Source organism: Vibrio sp. UCD-FRSSP16_30, assembly GCF_001676025.1.
In the GTDB taxonomy this organism is placed as follows: Bacteria; Pseudomonadota; Gammaproteobacteria; order Enterobacterales; family Vibrionaceae; genus Vibrio.
Window position 1 is genome coordinate 1 of the sequence record NZ_LZFW01000007.1, and the last position, 22712, is coordinate 22712.

Genomic DNA, 22712 nt, shown 5'->3' on the forward strand with positions numbered 1-22712 from the left:
GCTTAAATCAGCGTACATTTGTTTTAATCGTCGGTTTTCTTCTTCAAGCTCTTTCAGTCGTTTGATGTCCGAACTATCCATACCTCCATATTTGGCTCGCCAGTTATAGTACGTTGCATCTGATATGCCATATTCACGACAGGCATCAGAGACCTTTCGGCCTGCTTCAACTTCCTTCAAGATTTTAACAATCTGTGATTCTGTATAGCGTGATTTTTTCATGATCATTCTCCGTTTTATCTAGTTTAAACGGAAGAACTCTAAATCGGAATACACCTATTTTAGGGGATGGTTACAATTGGTGTTATCTGGTCGTCGTATTGAGCGATTGCTTGATCTGAAAGAAGCACTATCTGTGCCTGTACACGTCATGCAATTGGACGTTCGTGATGCTGACGCAGTAAAACAGGCGGTAGACGCTCTGCCAGATGAGTTTTCAGCCGTAACTGCTCTCGTTAACAATGCAGGCTTAGCCCTTGCGTCACAAGGTGCTCCAGAGGTTGAGTTAGCCGATTGGCATACCATGATCGATACCAATGTGACAGGTTTAGTCAATGTTACCCATGCTCTATTACCTACCCTCATCAAAACAGGCGCAGGCGCAACCATCATCAATGTGGGCTCAATTGCAGGTCAATGGCCCTACCCTGGAAGCCATGTATATGGGGCGAGCAAGGCATTTGTTAAGCAGTTCAGTTACAACCTAAGATGTGATTTACAAGGTACAGGAGTGCGCGTTACTGACCTCTCGCCAGGCATTGCAGAAACCGAGTTCACGCTAGTGCGCACTAAAGGCGATCAAAGAGCTTCTGATAATTTATACCAAGGTACAACACCACTTAGTGCCGAAGATATTGCAGAGCAGATGTTCTACATAGCGTCACTACCGGATCACATCAACATCAACCGTGTAGAGGTAATGCCAACGCGTCAGGCGTGGTCTCCATTTGCGATTGATCGCGACTAATATTGTTCGCAATTGAACTTGTAGGCCCTAGTTATCAACCAGCATCGCCTGAATATCTTGAGCATGTGATAAGCCGTTGCTGACTAGGTGCTCATTAAAGGTAATTAACTCAGTTCTGGACAAAAATGAGTTAGTGACTTTGAAGAATTGGCAAAAGATAAATCAACTCAGGTAAGGAAACTACAACAGGCAAAACCTGTCCCTATGAGGTCGTTTAAGATTAATCGTATAGTTTTACTTAGGAGAAGCTTGAAATGTCTGTTTCCATTGACTTAACTTCTCTATTTACGATGGACCAAAATCGATCCTTAATATCATTGTCTGATAACTTCAATTTATGAACTGGAATTCCCACATCATGAGAAACTACTTCTTTCATACTTTTTATTTTGTATGAATCAAAGTTTGGGAAGTAGTTACTCTTCCATTTATGATGCTTAACTTCATGTATTGCTCTAGTTAGCTTTTTAACGTTCTTATAATCCACACGATTTTTAACGCAAAGATGCTTTATCATGTTGTCGAGTTCAAAAAGCATTTTCATATCGTCAATTTCAGAAAAAAAGAATAACCACCCCTTACACTTATTGCTTGCTATACATCCGGTTATTCTCAAATTGAGTTTCCAGAATAGAAGTGCTTTTGAGCGATGTTTACCCGCATTTGCATAAGAGGTAAAAAGAGCGGCTATGGAGTCTTGAAATCGCTTTCTACTAGATTCTCTTACTGAAATTGACACTTCGTTTTTATGTATTGTTGGGTTATATACATAGCCAAGATAAGAGAATTCTTGATCTATAGGAGTTATCGTTGTTTTATCCGAGTTTTGTTCGAGATCGTGAACGTTCAAGCCTATCTTTGTAGCCTCATGAACAAAATCTTCATAGATTTTTTGAGCATCCTTTTCTTTGCAAAAAATAAGTACATCATCGACATATCTTTTGTAGAAGATGTCAGGCTTTTTCAGTTTCTTGTCTAGCTCCATCATATAAATTTCAGCAAGCACGTTTGAGATAGATAAGCCTTGTGGTACGCCGATTATATTACTTTGATTCTTCTGGAACCCTGTAGATATGGCAGCATGAATCAATTTTATTGCATCACTTTCAACACCTAGTTTAGCTAGTTGATTCAAAAGGTTTTGATGATTAACAGTAGGGTAGAAGTTTTTTATGTCTATCTTTATTGCAGTTTCATAAAGTCTAGAATCAAGAGCTTGTTTTACTTCTCTAGTTACTTGCTGAGGTACCTGAACACTTAATTTTTGTCCAAAGTTTTTCTGTAGATAATTGTTAAGGGCTTTTAGAGTAATTCGATCTCTTAGGGTAGGGATCGCAATTTGTCTGGGATGTTTGTTGGCCCCTTTAGATATCAGTTTTTCTTTGTATCTAGTGAAATTGTATTTACCAAAATAAACCTTAGTGACAATAGTATGGAGTTCTTGGCTTTGTACCTTGGAGAAATGCTTTGGTTGAATACAGTCCACACCGGTAACTTTTGATAGAGCAAAGTGTGTTAAGTAAATGTCTCTTAAGTTTTCAGGGGTAAAGGTGTCGGATATCGAAGTGGTCATAAATTAGTCACACCTTTAAAAATAGAAAAATAGATTAACAACACAGGTGCTAATATTAGTGCTGCGATGCTGATGACTTTGACAATACGTAGCCCAAAATATAAGACAAAGTCCAGCTTAGTCGCGACTATCGTAAGTTCACTTTTATCTTTGGTATTCAGATAAGCTTCTACTTTTGAGTTAATGAAGTCAGACCAAAAATGGTTTTCGCAGGAATCAAGGATCTGTGTGTATCTTGCTTCATCTTCTTCAGATAAGGAGTCTTTGTCTTTAACTTTTGAATACAATGCTTGTAGCTGGATATAGCCACTTTTTAGTTTTGCGACTCTATCACTATAGCGGCCTAATGAGGATAAAAGAGAAGCACAAAAAACAAATACAGAAAAGCAAATAAACAGCTTTGAGGTGAGATCAGGTTGCTCCGCCCCTAGCACTAGCACTGAAGCAAAAACACCACATAGTGAATACCAAAAAAGAGCTAGGTTTGACCATGTAGCCATGCTATTTAATCTTTTTTCGGCATTAATCCAGTTTTTTCGTGTCCACCAAATGTTATCTTTATTCATAGATGCTCCGAATGAATGCCCTGCGGGAATACTTTAAGACCGTTAACGCCCTTAAAAAGAGCTACTTCACAAAGGAAGTAAGCGATAAATCGCTTCATGATTAGAATCACCTCTTTTGGAGGCTTGTAGACATACACACCGACAGGGCGGTTATGATGGTAGCACTTCGCCGTATTGCATACAATTGATGGGAGTGGAACCAGATAAAATTTTAATCGGTTTATTAATATGTTAGCGTCTTTTCCTTACTATACCGATGGGGATAATTGATTATAAACCTGCCAAGCCACATTTAAACTTCTATACCCAATAACTTAAGCTACGTCTTTAATTAGTCGACCAATGTTCTTTCGGATAAGATTCAGTAGTGGAAATGTATGCTTCTAGATTTTAAAAATCATTTGATCTAACGCGTATTGGGGCAAAAGTAATTCAGCCATATTGAGTCAAAGCACAAAAAATGCAAATCATGCCATGTTTACCCTTAGCCACTTCTTAACATTGGAATTCATGATTCGAATTTGACCATTATCAAATCATTTCTTGAGTTGAATAAGGGTTAATTACGCATCATAATATGATTCGTATCGTTCGCTTTTTCAAATCAAGGAAACTATATGTGGATCTGGCAGCAAGAAACTTGGCCTAAATTTAGCTGGGATAAAAATACCATCGAGCCAATCATTAGACAGACTCGCTTAAATCAAGGCATTCTCTTGGGCAAGATCTATGCCCACTCTCAAGATGAAAAAGCAAGTATGCTCGATACACTTTTGGCCAATATTGTTCACTCAAGCGCCATTGAAGGTGAAAAACTGAATGCATTTTCCGTGCGGTCTTCATTAGCGAATAAACTTGGAGTCTCTGAAGAGCGTCCTTTTCCTACTACAGAACAAACTGACGGCCTAGCGGAAATCATGTTAGATGCCGTTGAAAATTTAGATACAGATTTAACACTGGAAAGGATTTTACACTGGCATCATCGGTTGTTTCCTGCAGGTTACACCATGTTTAACCCTGTGATAGGAGGGCAATTACGAGGCGATACACCGATGCAAGTCGTCTCTGGGCGTATCGATAGGCCAATTGTTCACTTTGAAGCGCCAGAGCGAGATATCTTAGATAAAGAACTCGGCTATTTTATTCAGTGGTTTAATGACTCTAAAACGGATATTTCAATAGACCCATTAATTAGAGCGGCAATCACTCACTTATGGTTCGTAACGCTTCATCCGTTAGATGATGGCAATGGACGTATCACTCGTTTGTTGACTGACCTCGCCTTGGCTCAAGCAGAGCAGCAGTCCGTGCGATTTTACGCAATGTCTGTGGGCATCTTAGCGAATCGAAAAAGTTACTATGACATCCTTGAGAAAAACCAAAAAAGCAATACTGACATTACGGCTTGGCTAGTTTGGTTTTTTGAAATTCTAAATAATACATTTGATGAAGTGCTAAAGGAGATCGACCAAACCATCTTTAAAACCCACTTTTGGCATGAGATTGACCAAACTAAGCTGTCTAAAGAGCAAGTCAAAGTACTAAATAGAATGCTCGATGGGGATTTTCCTGATGGAATAAATACATCTCAATACCATAAAGTCACAAAGGTAAGTAAACCGACTGCGACGCGACATTTAGCTGCATTGGTTGAGAATAACGGCTTGGTCAAATCAGGTGTAGGGCGTAGTACTAGATATCGACTAAGGAAGTAAACCGACCTCAACTGGCAAACAAGGGGGGGGGGGTAATAATCAACCTACCTCAGCTTGCAAAAAAAGAGGGAAACCGTAACTCATTAAAGGTAATTAACTCAGTTCTGGACAAAACTTTGTTAGTGATTTTACTAAATTAGTATTTTACGGATTACTTCGGGTATTGAAAACTTAATTGAGTGGCCAGCATCATTCATTCACTAAAAGGTCAATATCAGCTGTATTGACCTTCGTTCCGAAAGCATGTTTCTAAATACTATGGGTACATCACGTTGTGCTTACTGTATAAGAATCGAACTACGCCTTGAGAGTTTAGAATTCCATGAATGAAGATTGAAAACCAGTTATTGGGTGTACTGTACGACTGATCATACCGATTCAAGGCATCATTCAAATATCTCGAAAAGTCCGCTACTGTCGGAATATTGGCTAACGGTAATGTTTGAATTTTAGAGCTTGGATTTTGCGTAGTTGTATCCCATTCACCTTCTAGCCAATTTATAATTCCTGATGGAATAACCACTTTTTCAGCATGATATTTAATGCTGTTAATCTCAGGGTGTTGTGGCAAAACATAATCTATTTTAATTTTAGCGTTTGGGAATTGAGGATCTTGAACAATACTGCACGACAAAAGCCTCTGATTAAGAATAAGATCGTAATAAGGATGTAGTATTCTTTTACTCACACCCTTTAAATTTTTTCCTCTTTTACTATTGCAATCACAAGCTGGAACTAGATTCTTAGAATATACAGCAAACCAAGGGTAATCATCTTTAGGAAATAGGTGATCAAGAGTCCCTGTTTTTAACGAACCACACATTGGACAGACGTTCGGTGAAGATGCTCTCAGTTCATCAATAAACTTTAGGTCAGATGGTGGCGAAGCATAATGCTTCTTTAGGGCTGACGATAAGTTATTGGTAATATTGACGTTAGCAACTAATAGAGCGTTACCATCATTAGCGTCATAGTTTTGATATCCATTTAAAATGGCTTGTAACTGATTACTCAAATAAGGATAGCTTGTTCTATCGAGTCTAGTATTTTGAGAAGTAGCTGTTATTTTTACAGTATCATTTACTACTGGTGCAGGAAGCTTTTTCAAAGTTTAGCCTCCATCATGCGTTTTAATCGCATTAAGGCTGATAGTGATATTTCATTTCCAAGCTGTTCTTCTATGTCAGAAAAGTTCTTGTCTTTCACTTTCTCGTAGAGCTTTTCTGAAAGTCTTATTTCAGTATCTTCCTGAAAGATAAACTGCGAAATAGAGTCTACTGTTGCACCAAATGTCGGTAGCCTAGGTTTATCGGTCAGCAGTCTATTACCTGATAATGAGAGCACTGCTACCTGTTCATTAGGTACTTCACGGACAAAATACGCTGAATGAGTCGCTATGAGTGCCTGAGAGCCTGTTTTTTCTAGTAAGAAGTCTAGTAGCCCTATGAAATCAACAATCATGTTCGGGTGCATGTGTGTTTCAGGTTCATCCATCAGTACAAACGTACCGTTTTCAATGAATAAGCAACTCAGTAAGGCAAACTTAAAGAAGGTTAGCTGACCACTACTAAGAGGGTAAAAACCATCTCCTCTTTTTGCTTTTGGATCTAAATTAGGTTCAATATCAGCCCAGTGGTTTAAAGTGTCCTGTTCAGCACTCCCACATATAAATGTTGATAAGTTTAAAAGTCGTTCTGACTTTAATTGAACATAAATTTTATTAGGGTCTAAGCCTGCTTGCTCCAAAGCGTCTAAGAAAAGCTCTTTACGTGAATATTCACCAATCTCATCTTGACTTCTTGCTAATTTCACTAGGCAATCACCAATATAATGTGTTCCTTTGCGAGTAAGGGTTAAGCGTCGATAGTAGAGCTTTTGTGTTACTTTTCTTTCTTGTGGAAAGGTATTTGTTGTTTCTCCAGGTGTCGCTATCGCAATTATACGGTTGATAAGAGGTCGCTTGCCGTTACCATCAACCAGCGACAATCCTTTATCTTTGTATTGAAGTGCACCTCGACAAAATGCCTTTAGTGATTCGCTTTTGCCAACACCATTTTTACCAATAAGTACAAATATTCGCTTTGGTATAATACTCTGATGATTGTATTTTAGTGACAGCTGATGAGGTTCCTCAAAACCATCTAGGTTGAACTTAAGTTCTAACGAGTTAGATATAGCACTATCAGTTTTTAGCTCTTCACCAATAACAATACTATTGGCGTTATGATAAGCGAAGAACGGCTCCGAGTTCCGCATGAAACCAAGTTTAAACACTTCAGTGTCAATGGCTTTTTTTACCCACTTTTCATCAGTATTTTTATATTTAGAAAGATCGTTTACTGAGCATAAGAATAGTTCGACTCCTTCACGGCCAAACTCGTCGTAAAGGTCTCGGTAGCTTTGCATTTCAGGTAGCAAGGTAAAAAATGGAGGAAGGTCTTCCGAGTAAACGACCTCTTGATTGGTCTTTATAAGGTGTTCCGATAAAGTTTTTCTTTTTTCATAAAATAGAAACTCTTCCTCTTCTTCAATATTGTCAGGTGCCATAAAACCAATGAGCATTGACCCTTCCATCGGTCTATGGTCTTTAGATATACAAACCTTGAATTCACATCTAATTTTGAACCCAAAGTCATTCCATGATGTTTCAGTAGGTGAAATGATCACTTGACCAGGCAGTGGTACATGTTCAGCGCTTTTATTTAAGCTAAATAAAACCTGTAGTAGTTCCATTTATTATTCCTATTTACTGATAGCTTTAACAGCAATAAATTTGGCCAACCTATATACCCAAGTAGATGGTTGTTTGGATTGAAGTTCTATCACCGATTCAGTTTTTAGCTGATGGTTGAAATTTCTTTCAGGGCCTTTCATTCTAATTCTGCTAATTGGAATCGCCCAGTGGCCAAACATTTTATGAAGCGACAGGCTCATTTTCTAGCTGCCTCTCTTCTGCTCATACTCTTATAACCACCTAAATAATCACATAAAAAATGAACATCAACCACATTTACCTGTTGGAAAATGAACTAATTCAGATTTCTTGACATATCCTCCCTGATAGCAAGAGCTAATTTCCTCACTGATAGGATGATTACCTGTCGCTATGTAGCATTTGAGCGACAATGTTTTTCAATGACAATGCCAATATGCAAGTTCTAGTCATAATTTTTTCTAATGCAAAATTCTCTTACTATAGAAGCTAGGAATGCTGATGAAACTCGCCTTGGGGCAGAACTTTGTTAGCTGAACGGTTGACTCAGCTCACTTCTGGGCATTTACATGTTACGATTTTAGTGAATGTGGGACTTTCGGATAAGTTTTGTAAGGAAAAAAGAAAGACTTAACTCCGATAAATTCTAAAAGAAATACTCGAAAGAAGTCACTACCAAAAGCAATAAAACCCATAACATCAGTTTGAACGTCGTATTGTTCGACTTTATCATCAAAAATATTTCTGCAAGGTAATGGTCGTATCGCCCTTTCCCCTGAGCAGAAGAAACCGTTTTTGAATCTTTGAACAATTCCAACGCATGGTAGCAATTTAAATATTCCAAGCCTGCAACATATCGCCGACGTTGCTCTGCTGGTATATACACATTACCTAACTTATGAGGTGCCTTAATGGCTAACGTGATAGAAAACTCACGATAACCCGCTATCAGTGCCCGTTCAAGTTCAGCAAATTCACGCTCAGTAATGGCCAGTTGCACATAAGCTTCATGGACATCCCCCCCAATACACCCATCTTTTATCAAGGTCGCAGGGTCATCATCAAAGGCGTTGAGCGACAATTTGATTCGGTCTGGACTCTGATAATTACCATCATCATCTTCAAAATAGAAACCATCCCCAACCGACGTTACCGTTAGCGTTGCGGAAAGCCCTCTTTTGACTGTAAAGCGTACGTGCTCAGCTAGCTCAAAACGCTCGACTTCCTCGAGCTCACGCTTATTTGCAGGCTCATTAAAAACCCACGGCGCTGAGCGTTCGCTCCAATACTCATACCCTTGCATCTCAAACTTTTCCTGAGCGCAACTTAATGTCGCTTGCCTTAAAGCTAATTCGTGTCCAATTATCGACAAGTTCCACAGTTGCCCCTTCAAGTTTTATTGTCGTGACCACTGTAAACCATCGATATTGAGCCAAGCACAGCGCAATCTTAGGTTCTATTCATAAGCAATGTGACATCAGGAGTGTAGTGGATTAACAGATTTGGCCACATAGCTAGAGTTTTTGCCATAAAGAAAAGTATGTCAGACACCTAGCTCTATACTACTTAGAAAATCCAGCGTAAAACATAATGGGGCATAGATGAGTTTGGAGTGTTTCTAACTAATAAAAAATGCTTACCGAAAAATAGGGTTCATCAACGATTATCGAGTATAGGTAATCGTGATGCCGTTAAGATCACTTTTCCATACAGCAGAACGACTTTTATCGGCGCTTTGCCAGTATAAAGTTCGTGGTTTAGTGGCCGAATAGCGGTTGATCAGCAGCAAAACTTCTCGGTCTACAGAGGCGACAGATTGGTGCTTCATTTCTTGCTCTATATCTAAAGTGACCCCATCAATCAACAGTTTCTTTAACTTAAAACCATCTTGGCGTAGCCCAAGTTGCAAGTTATTAAAATTAACGAGTGAAAATTCACTACTGAGCAGTAATGTTGTCGGTGATGTAGATTTTGTAGAAGTTGCAGATGTGTCATGCTCAAAACTGATCGTGGCATATACCTGTGTGGCATGAATAGTGACTAAGTCACTGCAAAACAGAGGCTTATCTAACTCTGAACACTCAAACCATGCATTTGATGATTGAAAGTCTTGTTCAAGCCAAGGACTGTATTGCGAAGAAATAAAGGAGTAATACCAATAAGGATTAGCGGCGGCCGACACATACACCGACATCATAAGGCTACAAATTAACAGGATAAATTTTTTAACACTCATGTATATGAACTTGATTTCATGGCTGTTTTACTAATATAGCAAAATAAAAACATCAATTTATACCTTTGCGCTTGCGCAGTTAATGATCTGTATTACAAATTCCTTACAGGAGGTTTGAGCTCCTCTCTTAGCTTCGTCATTCTAGCAACATATTATTATAAGAATGATTTGAAACGGAGCATCAATAACAATGAAAAAAAGCCTTACTTATTGCGCTATATTGTCGGCCATCACTTTAACCAGTCCTCTTCTTTACGCCGAACCAAATATATCGATTGCCACTAGCACCACTGCGCGAGACTTTCCGCTCAATGCTAATGAGCCTTTAATTGTGACACTCAATAAAAACAAATATGTTTTCAAGGTTGCAGGACTTGAGGGAAATTGTACTGCGCCAGAATCACAGAGAGTTCGCTTTAACACGCCACTTGGCTTGAATTGTCAAAGCGATACTGAACTGCCATTTAATATTCGTTTTTCTGGCGATTACGCCATTAGTTACGATGAGCAAGCACAAACGTTATCAGTAAAGCGCCAGCCCACCACATCAAAGACTCAACAGTTTGTCAGACCACTACCAAAAGTAGGCTGTGAAACGTATACCGATATGCCTGCTGTCATTAAGGTCGCTGACACTTTTGCTGACGGTACGCAATTAAAAGAAGCCTTTAGTGGGCAAACGGCCACGGTCAGTAATGGCACGGTCACCTTTAATCCAACCCGCAGCACTGGCGGAGTTATGTTGATTGAAAAGGTCGCTGCCAATAAAAAAATCGACCAACCTTTAGATTGGCGAAATGCCAACATCTACTTTGTGATGGTCGATCGCTTTAATAATGGCGATAACAGCAACGATCACAGTTATGGTCGTAAAAGCGATGGGCAACAAGAAATTGGTACTTTTCATGGTGGCGACCTCAAGGGTGTGATTGAGAAACTAGATTACATTCAATCGCTTGGCACTGACGCTATTTGGCTTTCACCTATTGTTGAGCAAGTGCACGGGTTTGTCGGAGGTGGCGACAAAGGATCATTTCCTTTCTATGCCTATCATGGATATTGGTCTAGAGATTTCACTAAAATCGACCACAATTTTGGGGATGATAACGATCTCAAAACCTTAGTCGAAGAAGCTCACAAACGTGGCATCAAAGTGATGCTAGATGCGGTAATTAATCATCCAGGTTACGCTACGTTAGCCGATATTCAATTTGATGATATTGCGGTTCTTACCCCAGAAGCAAAAGGCAAAGATCTGACGCAGTGGAAACCAAAGCCAGGTAATAACTGGCACTCTTCCCATGAATTAATTGATTATAAAAGCCCTAACTGGTCAACATGGTGGGGAGCTGACTGGGTGCGTAGCGGTCTACCTGGGTATGACAAACCGGGAAGTGGCGCTAAAACACTAACATTGGCTGGGCTTCCTGATTTTAAAACAGAATCCGACAAGTTTGTGACCCCTCCACAATGGCTGTTAGATAACCCTGGCACTCACGTCATCGCGCAAAAAGACTATCGAGTGGCTGATTACTTAGTTGAATGGCAAACCGATTGGGTGAAACGTTTTGGCATTGATGCCTTTCGCGTTGACACGGTTAAGCATGTTGAAGGTGAGGTTTGGCTAGATCTTAAAGCGCAAGCCAGTAAAAAACTGGCCCAATGGCAAAAAGACAACGATCGCCCGCAAGAACCCTTTTGGATGATGGGTGAAGTATGGGCTCACTCAGCTTATCGTTCGCCGTATGCCGATGAAGGCTTTGATGCATTGATTAACTTCGATATGCAAAAGCAACTGGATAGAGGCGCAGTGTGTTTGTCCGATATGCGTAATACCTATACAAACTACGCTAAAGAAATTCAAGAAAATCCAGGCTATACACCGGTAAGTTACATGTCTTCTCACGACACGGAGCTGTTCTTCGCACGCTTTAAGTCATTTGAAATGCAACGAAATGCCGCTAATGCGCTATTGCTCTCTCCTGGAGCCATTCAAATTTACTATGGTGACGAAGTCGCAAGAGACATTGGGCCGTATGCTGACGACTTCCACCAAGGCACTCGCTCTGACATGCCATGGGCGCTAAACGAGCAAAGAGAAGCCCTACTCAATCACTGGCAAACCCTTGGTCAGTTTCGTCAAAGGCACCCTGCTATCGGCGGTGGTATCCATACTGACTTAACGCAAGCTCGAGGCTATGCTTTCTCTAGAACCTTAAATGATGACTCGGTGATTGTGTATTACTCGGGTAAATAACTAATATTTATACCCATCACGTCTATTTAGCCCTGCTCTACCTGCAGGGCTATCAGGTACTTTCCAAATAACACTCTACTTTCAAATGGCAGTCTATTTTGTCAATGACGCCCCATTGTTACTGGTAGCCACCCTTTCATTTTTCATTCTTTTACTCTTTCTCTTGGCACACTTCAATTTAAAAAATACGCATCGGCTATTTTTTGAAATTGGTTCAGCAAACATTATCTAAATGATAACTATTTGCATTATTGACAATTGATTGCTGTTGTCTTTATGACAATCAAATAAGTCCGCCAATCATAACCAATTGAATATATTGGTTTTATTTTTTTGGCACGCCATTTGCTATGTATATAGCATCAACCAGACAATCAATTAGACAAGAGAACCTTATGTATCAGATGTTTCTAGAAAATAAAACCGACGAGGCTTTTATTGAAGAACTGCACTGCCATTCAGCTCACTGTGTCTTAAATGATCGCAAATCACTGCTTAGTTCATTTGTTTGCAGCGCAGTACATCGCTTTCACTCTGTCTTGTCTAAATCATTAAGTAGCATGCAGGTTAAACCCGGTCATGTTGCACAACACTTTACATCTATCACACAAAACCATGTGTAGGAGAAAAAAATGAGCCATTTAAGAATCCCAAAAAACTGGACTGTACAACGTTCTACTCCTTTCTTTACTAAAAACAGCGTGCCACCTGCATTGTTGACTCATCACAACACAGCAGCAGATGTATTTGGACAGCTTTGCGTAATGGAAGGCACAGTAACTTACTACGGCTTTGCTGATGGTGATGCGACTGAACCAGAAGTTTGTGTTGTGATCAATGCAGGTCAATTTGCAACAAGTCCTCCGCAATACTGGCACCGCATTGAAATGTCAGATGATGCGCAGTTCAACATCAACTTCTGGTCTGATGCAGACAAGCGAAACCAACAGATGTTTAGCGCTAAGAAATAAACTGATTAAGTTCAGACAAAAAAATACCCAGCCAAATGGCTGGGTATTTTCATATAAAGAAATCGCTTTAGGTTAGATTGCCCAACCACCAGCATAGAAAACAACAAGCATGATGGTAATTAATACCACACCAAAGTTAAGTTTTTTCCACTCGCCAGCAAAGATACGTCCCACTACAAGACACATAAAGCCAAGCATAATACCCGTTACGATGTTACCGGTTAGTACGATAAATACCGCACAAACTAGTCCAGATAATGCATCAACAGAATCGTCAAAGTTAAGCTTACGAACGTTACCTAGCATAAGCAGACCAACATACATCAATGCTGGCGCAGTTGCGTAACCCGGTACTAAGTAGCTAATTGGTGCGACAAATAGCATGAATAAGAACAATACGCCAACAACCACCGCTGTTAGACCTGTTTTACCGCCCGCTGCTGTGCCCGCCGCAGATTCGATATAAACAGCTGCTGGTGCGCCGCCGACTGCGCCAGAAACAATGCTAGACACTGAATCTGATGTTAGCGCTTTGCCACCGTCAATAATGTTACCGTCTTTATCAAGCAAGTTTGCTTGACCTGCTACCGCGCGAATGGTGCCCGTTGCATCAAAAATTGCGGTCATTACTAGCGCAAGAACACTTGGCAATACAAGAGGGTTAAGTGCGCCCATGATATCCATAGTGCCAATCAAAGAGTTTTCGCCACCAAAACTTGGTAAAGCAAAGAAGCCTTGAAACTTAACTGAAGGATCAAAGATAAGGCCGATGATAGAGATCGCCACGATCACAATCAAAATACCACCCGGTACTCGGCGTTTTTCTAGACCAAAAATTGCCGCCAAACCAAGAACAGACATGATCACTGGGAAAGAAGTAAATTCACCTAACGTTACAGGAAGACCTTCAAACGGGTTTTTAATGACAAGGCCAACACCGCTTGCCGCGATAAGAAGAAGGAATAAACCAATACCGATACCTGTACCGTGTGCGATACCTTCAGGTAGGTTAGTTAAAATCCATTGGCGAATGCCCGTTACTGTAATAGCAGTAAACACCACGCCCATTAAGAAGACTGCGCCCAGAGCAACAGGAATTGAAACGCCCTGCCCTAGAACCAAACTAAATGCAGTAAATGCGGTTAACGAAATGGCACAACCAATCGCCATCGGCAAGTTTGCCCAAAGACCCATTAGTAGTGAACCAAATGCAGCAATTAGACAGGTTGCAATAAAGACAGAACCTTGGTCAAAACCTGCCGCACCCAACATGTTTGGTACCACAATGACCGAGTACACCATTGCTAAGAAGGTAGTAAAGCCCGCTAATACTTCACGACGAACATTACTTCCGCGCTGTGAAATTAAAAAGAACTTATCAAGCCAACCACCTGAGGCAGGTGCACCATTATTGTTCAGTCCCGATTCTTGGGGCTGAGTTGATGTATTCTCAGACATGTTATTTCCTTCGTTCTGGTCGAAAAAGTACTTGCTGTAAGTGCCCTTTCGTAAAATGTAAGTAAAAATTTCAGTGGCGAGAAAATACAGGTAAACGTTTGCGTGTGCAATAGATAAAGCTCTAGGATTCAGATTTGGAAGAAAAAACTACAGAAGTATAGGTTTGGAAGCATGCTTCACTGTTAAAAAGTGTGGGGGGCTGGTCCTTGGTCCTTGGTCCTTGGTCCTTGGTCCTTGGTCCTTGGTCCTGCATGATATGAGTCACTAGAATTATTAGTGATAACGATCACTTAATATTATCAAAATCTGGCTATATATTACCTATTTTATCCTTAGCAATTATATATGTGATCTCGATTTGTCTATTCGTCACAATTATAATTAACTTGTATTTTATTAATTAATTATTTGCCTTATTATTCCTGACATCAAGTTATACATTGCAAAATAAAACGGAGACATCAAAATGTCTATGTATCTAAAATCGCAATTTAAAGGAGAGCTGATCATGTTGGCTTGGTATAATATCGATCATCAACTGTCGTTTCACCTTTCATCAGAATAAGCCTTCAACTACTTGTCATTCGATCTATCTCGATAATGACTAAACCACTGTACAGCCAAGCGTAACAGGCAAAGACAACCTCTTTATTTACAATGGCTTATGGTCTTTTATTTATTATCTACAAACTTAGTTTAATCCTTAAGTTCTTTTATGCAGTCTTATTGCTTTATTCTATTTAGATATACCGAATGACATCATCAATTAAATATAAAATTAAAATAACTTATTAATCTCTCTAGATAATAAGCATGTATATTTACGCTTTAAATAAATAAAACAATAAGCGTATTTAAATAAAACTAATTATAAAAGTGGTGTTTTAAACACCCGAAATCTAAAGGTAATATTATGGAAAACTTCAAGCACCTACCAGAACCATTCCGCATCCGTGTTATTGAGCCAGTAAAACGTACCACTCGTGAGTATCGTGAAGAAGCAATCATTAAGTCTGGTATGAACCCATTCTTGCTAGACAGCGACGATGTGTTTATTGATCTACTAACAGATAGTGGTACTGGTGCAATTACACAAAAAATGCAAGCAGCAATGCTTATGGGTGATGAAGCATACAGTGGCAGCCGTAGCTACTACGCACTCTCTAATGCAGTAAAAGACATCTTTGGTTATAACCACACCATTCCAACTCACCAAGGACGTGGCGCAGAGCAAATTTACATTCCGGTTCTCATTAAGAAGCGTGAGCTAGAAAAAGGCCTGGACCGCACTAAGATGGTTGCCCTATCTAACTACTTCTTTGATACCACGCAGGGTCACACTCAAGTGAACTGTTGTGTAGCGAAAAACGTTTACACAGAAGAAGCATTTGATACCTCTGTAAATGCAGACTTTAAAGGCAACTTCGACCTAGTAAAACTAGAAGAAGCTATTTTAGAAGCTGACCCTAAAAACGTTCCTTACATTGTTAGCACCATCACTTGTAACTCTGCCGGTGGCCAACCAGTTTCTATCGCTAACTTAAAAGCGGTTTATGAAATGGCGCAGAAGTACGATATCCCAGTTGTTATGGATTCGGCTCGTTACGCTGAAAATGCTTACTTTATTCAGCAACGTGAAGAAGGATACAAAGACTGGTCTATTATCGACATCACTCGTGAAACCTATAAGTACGCTGATGCACTAGCAATGTCTGCTAAAAAAGATGCAATGGTACAAATGGGCGGCCTATTGTGCTTCAAAGATGACTCAATGCTAGATTCTTACACTGAGTGTCGCACGCTTTGTGTTGTTCAAGAAGGTTTCCCAACTTACGGCGGCCTAGAAGGCGGCGCAATGGAACGTCTTGCGGTTGGTCTTTACGATGGCATGCGCCAAGAGTGGCTTGCTTACCGTATTGGTCAGGTTCAATACTTAGTAGATGGCCTAGAGAAGATTGGCGTTATCTGTCAGCAAGCCGGTGGCCACGCAGCCTTTGTTGATGCAGGCAAACTGCTTCCACACATTCCTGCAGGTCAATTCCCTGCGCACGCACTAGCATGTGAGCTATATAAAGTGGCGGGTATCCGCGCTGTAGAAATCGGTTCACTACTTCTAGGTCGCGACCCTGCAACTGGCGAGCAGCATGTTTGTCCGGCAGAGTTACTTCGCTTAACCATTCCTCGTGCAACCTACACACAAACGCACATGGACTTCGTTATCGAAGCCTTCCAAAAAGTAAAAGAAAATGCCGCTAATGTGAAAGGACTTGAGTTCACATACGAGCCTCAAGTATTACGCCACTTCACAGCGCGACTAAAAGAAATCGAGCCTGCGCAAGTTGAAGTTCAAACACAAGAGAGAGTATTAGAACCAGCATAATTTACTGATAAACAAGGCCTCTTTTGAGGCCTTTTATATTTCCAGCCCAAAACCAACAAAAAAATAAAATAGGTTTGGGTATTAGATTCTAATAACGTGAAACAAGGTATTATCTATGGAACAAACTATTGAGTTAGCACCCGAACGTGGTGCTAAAGACAAAAGCCCATCCTTAATTGGCGGTGCTTGTATTATCGCAAGTGTCTGTGTTGGCGCCGGAATGCTGGGATTACCTAGCGCAGGCGCAGGCGCATGGACAATGTGGTCAATTATTGCCATTTCTTTAACTATGGTGGTCATGACTATCTCAGGTTGGATGCTTCTAGAAGCGTACAAAACCTACGATCTAAAAGCCTCTTTTAATACAGTAACCAAAGACATACTTGGTGAGAAAGTAAATTTCTTCAACAACTTAACGGTTTATTTTGTTGGCGGTATTTTACTTTATGCATACACCACATCTTCAGGTTTGATCCTGCAAGGTATGCTCGGTGTTAGCAGTCAGATTTCTTCTATACTATTTGTTTTAGTGTTCTCCATTTTCGTCTGGCATTCTACTCGCGCGGTTGATCGCATCTCGGTTGTTCTTATCACATTTATGATTCTTAGCTTCGTATTTGGTGTATCAGGACTGGCCTTTAATGTTGATTTCGCCATTTTAACCGATTCGATTAATACTAATGCGACTTACACACCGTATGTATTAGCGATGCTGCCAGTTGCTTTAACCTCTTTTGGTTACCACCACTCAGTAAGTTCAATGCGCGCTTACTACGGTAATGAACACAAAGCTAGCCGCGCTATTTTACTTGGCACTGGCATTGCTTTAGGGCTTTACTTCTTATGGCTATTTAGCATCTTTGGTAACCTGCCAAGAGAGCAGTTTATTCCTGTCATTGAACAAGGCGGAAACATTGATGCCCTATTAGGTGCATTAAGTACCGTGATTGAATCAGACAAAGTAGCCAGCGCAATTAACACCTTCTCTATGGCCGCTATCTTGTCATCATTCATTGGTGTTGGCTTGGGTGTGTTTGATTATCTTGCTGATTTATTTAAGTTTGAAGACACCAAACAGGGCCGTACTAAAACTTGGGCAATCACCTTCTTACCGCCTCTTGCTCTGTCTTTACTGTTCCCATTTGGCTTTGTTATTGCCATTGGTTACGCAGGCGCAGCAGCAACGGTATGGACATGTATTATCCCTGCACTACTTGTTTATAAAGCACGTCAAGCACATAAAGGCGAAGAGTCCTTTAAAGCTCCAGGCGGTAACGCGATGGTATTTGGCGTAATTACTTTTGGTGTCCTAACGGCAATCTTCCACTTAATGTCGATGGTGGGTCTACTGCCTAGTTTTGTGGGGTAAGGAAATCTAAACCCTAGAATAAAAAATAGAGTGAATGCGCTCAGATTACTAACAAACCCCGCTTTTTAGTGGGGTTCTTTTTTTTAATAAGCGACCGTCAGAAAGCGCTTGAAATTTATATTAATGATTTTCATTTTCTGCAAATTCGTTCCTCAATATTTACGTCTATTTGTATCACCTAATCAATACCGCTTAATCAATCAATTTAATTATAAAAACACCTTCTCAGATCACAATTATAGGATGTGACTATTTGCATATTCTCATCCTCACATAGACTAGTCGAAAAATATAACTAACTGATTTAAATGCAAAAATTAACTACAGTCACTTTGGTAGCTTTAGTCGATTTAAGAGTTTTAATCACTTCAATCACTTTAATAACAGGGTGTTATTATGAAATACAAACGCTTAGTCATTCCCATGCTACTGGCTTTTTCGAGCGCTGCTTTTTCTGCTGAAATTTATGATCAAAACAAAAGTTACACTGGCGGTGAGCGTGTCTCATTCAACGGTGCTATTTATGAAGCTCAGTGGTGGGTAAACCCTAACCAATCTCCTGCTGATGTGACTGGAAATAGCTGGGAATCTCCGTGGATTTTAATTTCTGAATCCGGTGGTGAGACGACCCCTCCTCCAGCTGCTCCTGATGAGCCAGTAGAACCAACTCCGCCAGTTGTACCGCCAATCGAGGGCGATTACCCAGCTTATGTTGAAGGTGAAACCTATGTTGGAGGCGATATAGTGCTCAACTCGGGCAAACTGTACCGCTGTAAAGAGGGTGTTACTCAAACATGGTGTTCTGGCCCTGCATGGGCTTACGCTCCGGGCACGGGAACGGCTTGGGATCAAGCGTGGGAAGAAGTTGCAGACGGAACTCCGCCGTCGGATCCACAGCCATCGGATCCTGAAGTTACGCCAGATCCAGACCCAACACCCGACCCTGCTCCAGAACCCGATCCAAGCCCTGACCCAAGCCCAGATCCTGAACCTACTCCAGATCCAGAGCCTAGCCCTGAGCCAGAAGACGGCTATGTGGTTTACCAAGAGGATTTGGACGCTAAAGAAGCTGAGTTAACCAACTTCCCAGCAATGGCATCGGTAAAAGAGTTAATTCGCACCATTGATAATGCCACCGTAAATGCCATTAAACCGCTAGCAGAGAGCAATCCTGACAACGTTAAGCGTATTGAAAGTATTGTTTCAGAAGCGGATTGGGAGTTTATCTTCCCAGATCGTACACCTGAATATACCTATCGCCACTTCTTGCAAGCTACTGGTAAATTCCCTGCGTTTTGTGGCACTTACGATGACGGGCGTGATTCAGATGCCATTTGTCGTAAAGCATTGGCAACTATGTTTGCTCACTTTACCCAAGAGACAGGCGGTCATACCGCAGATTGGCCAGTACCAGAATGGCGTCAAGGTTTAGTTCATGTCCGTGAAATGGGCTGGGATGAAACGATGCGCGGCGGCTACAACGGTGAATGTAACCCTGATGTATGGCAAGGACAAACTTGGCCATGTGGCACCTTCGAAAATGGTGAGTTCAAATCATACTTTGGTCGTGGTGCTAAGCAGTTGAGCTACAACTACAACTATGGCCCATTTTCTGAAGCGATGTTTGGTACGGTTCGCACCTTACTCGACAATCCAGAAATGGTGGCGGATACGTGGTTAAACTTTGCTTCGGCAGTCTTCTTCTTTACCTACCCACAACCGCCTAAACCGGCCATGATGCATGTCATTGATGGCACATGGCAACCAAACGAGCGTGATTTAGCCAATGGCTTAGTTTCTGGTTTTGGTGTCACAACACAAATCATCAACGGTGGCGTCGAATGTGGTGGATCAGTGGAAATTGCCCAATCATTAAACCGCATCGACTACTACAAAAACTTTGCTCAATATTTACAGGTACCAATCGCGGATGATGAAGTCTTAGGTTGTAAAGAAATGAAGCAGTTTGATACTGATGGCGCTGGCGCACTCAGTATTTACTGGGAAAAGGACTGGGGATGGTCATCAGACACACCAACTGGCGAAACATATTCATGCCAAATGGTCGGTTACCAAACACCTTTCTCTGCGTTCAAACAAGGTGATTTCACTAAGTGTGTGGTCGCTAACTTCCCTGATGTGATCATCAAGTAGTTTGATCAATAACCTAAAAGGCGGTCTCTTTGAGGCTGCCTCAGATTACAGATGAACCCCGCTTTTTAGTGGGGTTCTTTTTTAATAGGTACCCATCAAGATTCTTACCTAATTACACGGTTTGAAGTCTCGATAGACTATTTTTACTCTAAAAAGTAACTAAATAAGAGGAGTTTGCAGCATATCAGAGTATTCATATTTCGATACTCCTATATGCTCAAAGGCCTAGCTTGAAAGCCAGACCTTTGTCGGTAGTCTAAAAAAAGAGAGCGAATGCTCTCTTTTTTATCGTTTACTTAGCCTAGTTAAGCGGAGTAAAGTTTTGCACTGCCATTTCTGATACTTCAGGAATTTGCAGTGATTCACCATTGCTTTCTAGCTTTTTGATGTAGTTAATCAATGAGTCAGTGTAAAGCAGACCAGTGTCTTCACGACGCTCCGCATCTTCAAATACAGGGATGAATGAATCATAACCGTCTTTACCACCAGCAATGTAGTCGTTAGTTACCACAACATATTCATTGGTAAGTTCAATCGCGTGCCAGTCTGCAAATGAACCATCTGCATTTTTACGACGTGCTTCTACGTTAGTTAAACGCTCGCCTTTCGCTGCATTCATATCAATATCAAAACGCAGGTTAGCCGCCGCAGGGAATGAACCACTAGAGCCATTAACCACAACTGAATCAATTGCATCTTCAAGCGTATTGACTATTTCTTGGCCTGTCATATCAAGGTTAACCAAGAAGTTAGTAAATGGTAGAACATTAAACGCATGACCTACCGATACGTCACCAGCTTCGATTGTTGTACGCACACCACCGCTGTTTTGAATCGCAATATCAGAACGGATAGACATATCAACAAACGCTTCTGATACTACGTTGCCCATAATGCTGCCATGTGCATTCATAAATTCGCGCTCAGCACTGCCTTCAACACACAATGCACCAGATGAGTGATTTGAACCTGGGGTACGTTCGTTACATAAAAGGCCATCACTGTTACCGATAAGCTCTTCCATTTTCTCATCAACTTGCGCAGCAAACACAGCTAACTTATCTGCTGTCACTTGATCTTCTAGTACTGAACTCAGCTCTGGCTTATCAGCAATGTATTGCTGGATAGTGTCAAGTTCCTCAGCAGTATGAACGCCTTCGCTTTCTTCTGCTGTATTTTCAAAAGTGTCGCCAAGCAGCAAGTGAGGCGTACCCGCACATTGAGTCACATTACCTTGTGCGTCAAAGCTGACATTAAGCTCACCAAGAATCAGGCTGTTATCCCAAGCGTGCACAATACACACTTCCTCGCCGTCAGCATTGCGTACTACTGTTGGGTATTCACCCGCAGCGCTACCGAAGCCAATTTCAGTATAAAAATCATTGTCTCCAAGTAGAGTATGGCTGTCGCCACCAACAATGACGTCAACGCCTGTTAGTTGCTCTGCCATGGCAACATCATTGTTGAAAGTGTAGTGAGTCAGTAGAACAATTTTGTCTACGCCTTCTTCTTGAAGCTCATCGATATAACGCTGTGATGTTTCGACTTCATCGAGGAAGGTAGTGTCATCTGATGGCGATGATGATGCTTGCGTTTTGGCTGCGATATCGATACCAATTACGCCAACCTTTTGACCTGATACATCAAAAACTTTGTACGGCTGGTACATATCGTAAATTGGGTTAGTTGATGGTACTTCGATGTTAGCTGCAAGAACTTCAGTGCCACAGCCATCTTCGCCGTTCTGTAATGTATCGATGAAGTGAGCAAGCTGCTCGTTACCATCATCAAATTCGTGGTTACCCAGAGCGAATGCGTCAAAACAAACTTGGTTCATCATTAAGGCATCAGGAAGCTCTTCACGGAACAAGCTGTAGTACATCGTACCGGTTATTGCGTCACCCGCATGCAAACGAAGCGTGTTGTCATTTTGTAACTCATTGAACTTAGTCACAAGACGAGGGAAGCCACCGACTTCAACTTCTGTTGCAACACCACCAAGGTTCAATTCAACCCCAGTTGCATCCAATTTTGAGTGATGATCATTAATATGTAAAAGACGAAGATTAAATGTTTCTCTATCTTGCGTCTCGTTGTCTGTGCTAGAAGAGTTACAGCCAACAAGGCCGGCAACCACCGCTACTGCTAATAGTGTCTTTTTCATTTTAATTTCCATTTTTATATTTATTTGCTTGATTAACTCAGAATGTATCTCTGTATATGCGGTGCATCGTAAAGACAATAAATTACGAAAATATTACAACAGAGAATAAATATAAAAATTAAAAAATACGCATAATAAAAGAAATAAAGTTAATGAACTTATTATTACAATTATATTTAAAAAATATAA

The 22712-nt window shown here is 40.8% G+C and carries 17 protein-coding genes; 8 read left to right on the top strand and 9 right to left on the bottom strand.

Annotated features, from left to right (window positions below; translation table 11 throughout):
* Positions 1-222 (bottom strand): transposase (locus tag A9260_RS05245; protein WP_068696277.1); only part of this gene is annotated, 222 nt, incomplete at its 3' end.
* A 76-nt stretch (positions 223-298) separates the two neighbouring features.
* Here A9260_RS05245 and A9260_RS05250 point away from each other — a divergent pair.
* Entirely contained in the window at positions 299-967 is a 669-nt protein-coding gene (locus A9260_RS05250) for an SDR family NAD(P)-dependent oxidoreductase (RefSeq protein ID WP_269451474.1), read from the top strand.
* Positions 968-1205: 238 nt separating this feature from the next.
* On the opposite strand, the gene A9260_RS05255 is transcribed toward A9260_RS05250, so the two are convergent.
* Positions 1206-2540, bottom strand: coding sequence for a reverse transcriptase domain-containing protein (locus A9260_RS05255; RefSeq protein WP_068696884.1), 1335 nt, complete (start codon positions 2538-2540; stop codon positions 1206-1208).
* Entirely contained in the window at positions 2537-3106 is a 570-nt protein-coding gene (locus A9260_RS05260) for an SLATT domain-containing protein (RefSeq protein WP_068696885.1), read from the bottom strand. Before A9260_RS05260 ends, A9260_RS05255 begins: the two co-directional genes overlap by 4 nt.
* 617 nt (positions 3107-3723) lie before the next feature.
* On the opposite strand from A9260_RS05260, the gene A9260_RS05265 reads away from it, so the two are divergent.
* A complete protein-coding gene (locus tag A9260_RS05265) occupies positions 3724-4821 on the top strand; it encodes a Fic family protein (protein WP_068696886.1) in 1098 nt (365 codons plus the stop codon).
* Positions 4822-5077: 256 nt separating this feature from the next.
* On the opposite strand, the gene A9260_RS05270 is transcribed toward A9260_RS05265, so the two are convergent.
* The 4 genes from A9260_RS05270 to A9260_RS05290 all read right to left on the bottom strand — a co-directional run bounded on the left by A9260_RS05270 (position 5078) and on the right by A9260_RS05290 (position 9770).
* Positions 5078-5929 carry a hypothetical protein gene (locus A9260_RS05270; protein WP_068696888.1) on the bottom strand — a complete coding sequence of 284 codons (852 nt, stop codon included), beginning with the start codon at positions 5927-5929 and terminating at the stop codon, positions 5078-5080.
* Positions 5926-7554 carry an AAA family ATPase gene (locus A9260_RS05275; RefSeq protein WP_068696889.1) on the bottom strand — a complete coding sequence of 543 codons (1629 nt, stop codon included), beginning with the start codon at positions 7552-7554 and terminating at the stop codon, positions 5926-5928. Before A9260_RS05275 ends, A9260_RS05270 begins: the two co-directional genes overlap by 4 nt.
* 626 nt (positions 7555-8180) lie before the next feature.
* Positions 8181-8837: a hypothetical protein gene (locus A9260_RS05285; protein WP_068696891.1), complete on the bottom strand. Its 657-nt coding sequence runs from the start codon at positions 8835-8837 to the stop codon at positions 8181-8183.
* A 360-nt stretch (positions 8838-9197) separates the two neighbouring features.
* Positions 9198-9770 carry a hypothetical protein gene (locus A9260_RS05290; RefSeq protein WP_068696892.1) on the bottom strand — a complete coding sequence of 191 codons (573 nt, stop codon included), beginning with the start codon at positions 9768-9770 and terminating at the stop codon, positions 9198-9200.
* A 190-nt stretch (positions 9771-9960) separates the two neighbouring features.
* Here A9260_RS05290 and A9260_RS05295 point away from each other — a divergent pair, with 190 nt between their 5' ends.
* From A9260_RS05295 to A9260_RS05305, 3 genes are all read left to right on the top strand, one after another.
* Positions 9961-12027 (top strand): alpha-amylase, encoded by a 2067-nt coding sequence (locus A9260_RS05295; RefSeq protein WP_068696893.1) that lies wholly within the window; start codon positions 9961-9963, stop codon positions 12025-12027.
* Positions 12028-12422: 395 nt separating this feature from the next.
* Entirely contained in the window at positions 12423-12650 is a 228-nt protein-coding gene (locus A9260_RS05300; protein WP_068696894.1) for a hypothetical protein, read from the top strand.
* Positions 12651-12659: 9 nt separating this feature from the next.
* Entirely contained in the window at positions 12660-12998 is a 339-nt protein-coding gene (locus tag A9260_RS05305; RefSeq protein ID WP_068696896.1) for a DUF1971 domain-containing protein, read from the top strand.
* Positions 12999-13070: 72 nt separating this feature from the next.
* Here the strand turns inward: A9260_RS05305 and A9260_RS05310 are convergent, their stop codons facing one another.
* The gene (locus A9260_RS05310; protein WP_068696897.1) at positions 13071-14456 is read right to left on the bottom strand and encodes an NCS2 family permease; all 1386 of its coding nucleotides are present in this window, start codon (positions 14454-14456) and stop codon (positions 13071-13073) included.
* A 913-nt stretch (positions 14457-15369) separates the two neighbouring features.
* Here A9260_RS05310 and tnaA point away from each other — a divergent pair.
* The 3 genes from tnaA (at position 15370) to A9260_RS05325 (ending at position 20359) form a co-directional block, all read left to right on the top strand.
* Positions 15370-16836: a tryptophanase gene (gene tnaA / locus A9260_RS05315; protein WP_068696898.1), complete on the top strand. Its 1467-nt coding sequence runs from the start codon at positions 15370-15372 to the stop codon at positions 16834-16836.
* A gap of 115 nt (positions 16837-16951) precedes the next feature.
* Positions 16952-18205 (top strand): aromatic amino acid transporter, encoded by a 1254-nt coding sequence (locus tag A9260_RS05320; protein WP_068696899.1) that lies wholly within the window; start codon positions 16952-16954, stop codon positions 18203-18205.
* Between the two features lie 396 nt (positions 18206-18601).
* Positions 18602-20359 (top strand): glycoside hydrolase family 19 protein, encoded by a 1758-nt coding sequence (locus tag A9260_RS05325; protein WP_068696900.1) that lies wholly within the window; start codon positions 18602-18604, stop codon positions 20357-20359.
* A 301-nt stretch (positions 20360-20660) separates the two neighbouring features.
* Here the strand turns inward: A9260_RS05325 and A9260_RS05330 are convergent, their stop codons facing one another.
* Positions 20661-22523, bottom strand: a complete 1863-nt coding sequence (locus A9260_RS05330) for a bifunctional metallophosphatase/5'-nucleotidase (protein ID WP_068696902.1) — start codon at positions 22521-22523, stop codon at positions 20661-20663.
* Between the last annotated feature and the right edge of the window lie 189 nt (positions 22524-22712).

Coding starts and splice junctions, on each gene's coding strand:
- A9260_RS05255 (WP_068696884.1), bottom strand. CDS start 2,540: ATGACCACTTCGATATCCGACACCTTTACCCCTGAAAACTTAAGAGAC.
- A9260_RS05260 (WP_068696885.1), bottom strand. CDS start 3,106: ATGAATAAAGATAACATTTGGTGGACACGAAAAAACTGGATTAATGCC.
- A9260_RS05265 (WP_068696886.1), top strand. CDS start 3,724: ATGTGGATCTGGCAGCAAGAAACTTGGCCTAAATTTAGCTGGGATAAA.
- A9260_RS05275 (WP_068696889.1), bottom strand. CDS start 7,554: ATGGAACTACTACAGGTTTTATTTAGCTTAAATAAAAGCGCTGAACAT.
- A9260_RS05285 (WP_068696891.1), bottom strand. CDS start 8,837: ATGCAAGGGTATGAGTATTGGAGCGAACGCTCAGCGCCGTGGGTTTTT.
- A9260_RS05290 (WP_068696892.1), bottom strand. CDS start 9,770: ATGAGTGTTAAAAAATTTATCCTGTTAATTTGTAGCCTTATGATGTCG.
- A9260_RS05295 (WP_068696893.1), top strand. CDS start 9,961: ATGAAAAAAAGCCTTACTTATTGCGCTATATTGTCGGCCATCACTTTA.
- A9260_RS05300 (WP_068696894.1), top strand. CDS start 12,423: ATGTATCAGATGTTTCTAGAAAATAAAACCGACGAGGCTTTTATTGAA.
- A9260_RS05305 (WP_068696896.1), top strand. CDS start 12,660: ATGAGCCATTTAAGAATCCCAAAAAACTGGACTGTACAACGTTCTACT.
- A9260_RS05310 (WP_068696897.1), bottom strand. CDS start 14,456: ATGTCTGAGAATACATCAACTCAGCCCCAAGAATCGGGACTGAACAAT.
- tnaA (WP_068696898.1), top strand. CDS start 15,370: ATGGAAAACTTCAAGCACCTACCAGAACCATTCCGCATCCGTGTTATT.
- A9260_RS05320 (WP_068696899.1), top strand. CDS start 16,952: ATGGAACAAACTATTGAGTTAGCACCCGAACGTGGTGCTAAAGACAAA.
- A9260_RS05325 (WP_068696900.1), top strand. CDS start 18,602: ATGAAATACAAACGCTTAGTCATTCCCATGCTACTGGCTTTTTCGAGC.
- A9260_RS05330 (WP_068696902.1), bottom strand. CDS start 22,523: ATGAAAAAGACACTATTAGCAGTAGCGGTGGTTGCCGGCCTTGTTGGC.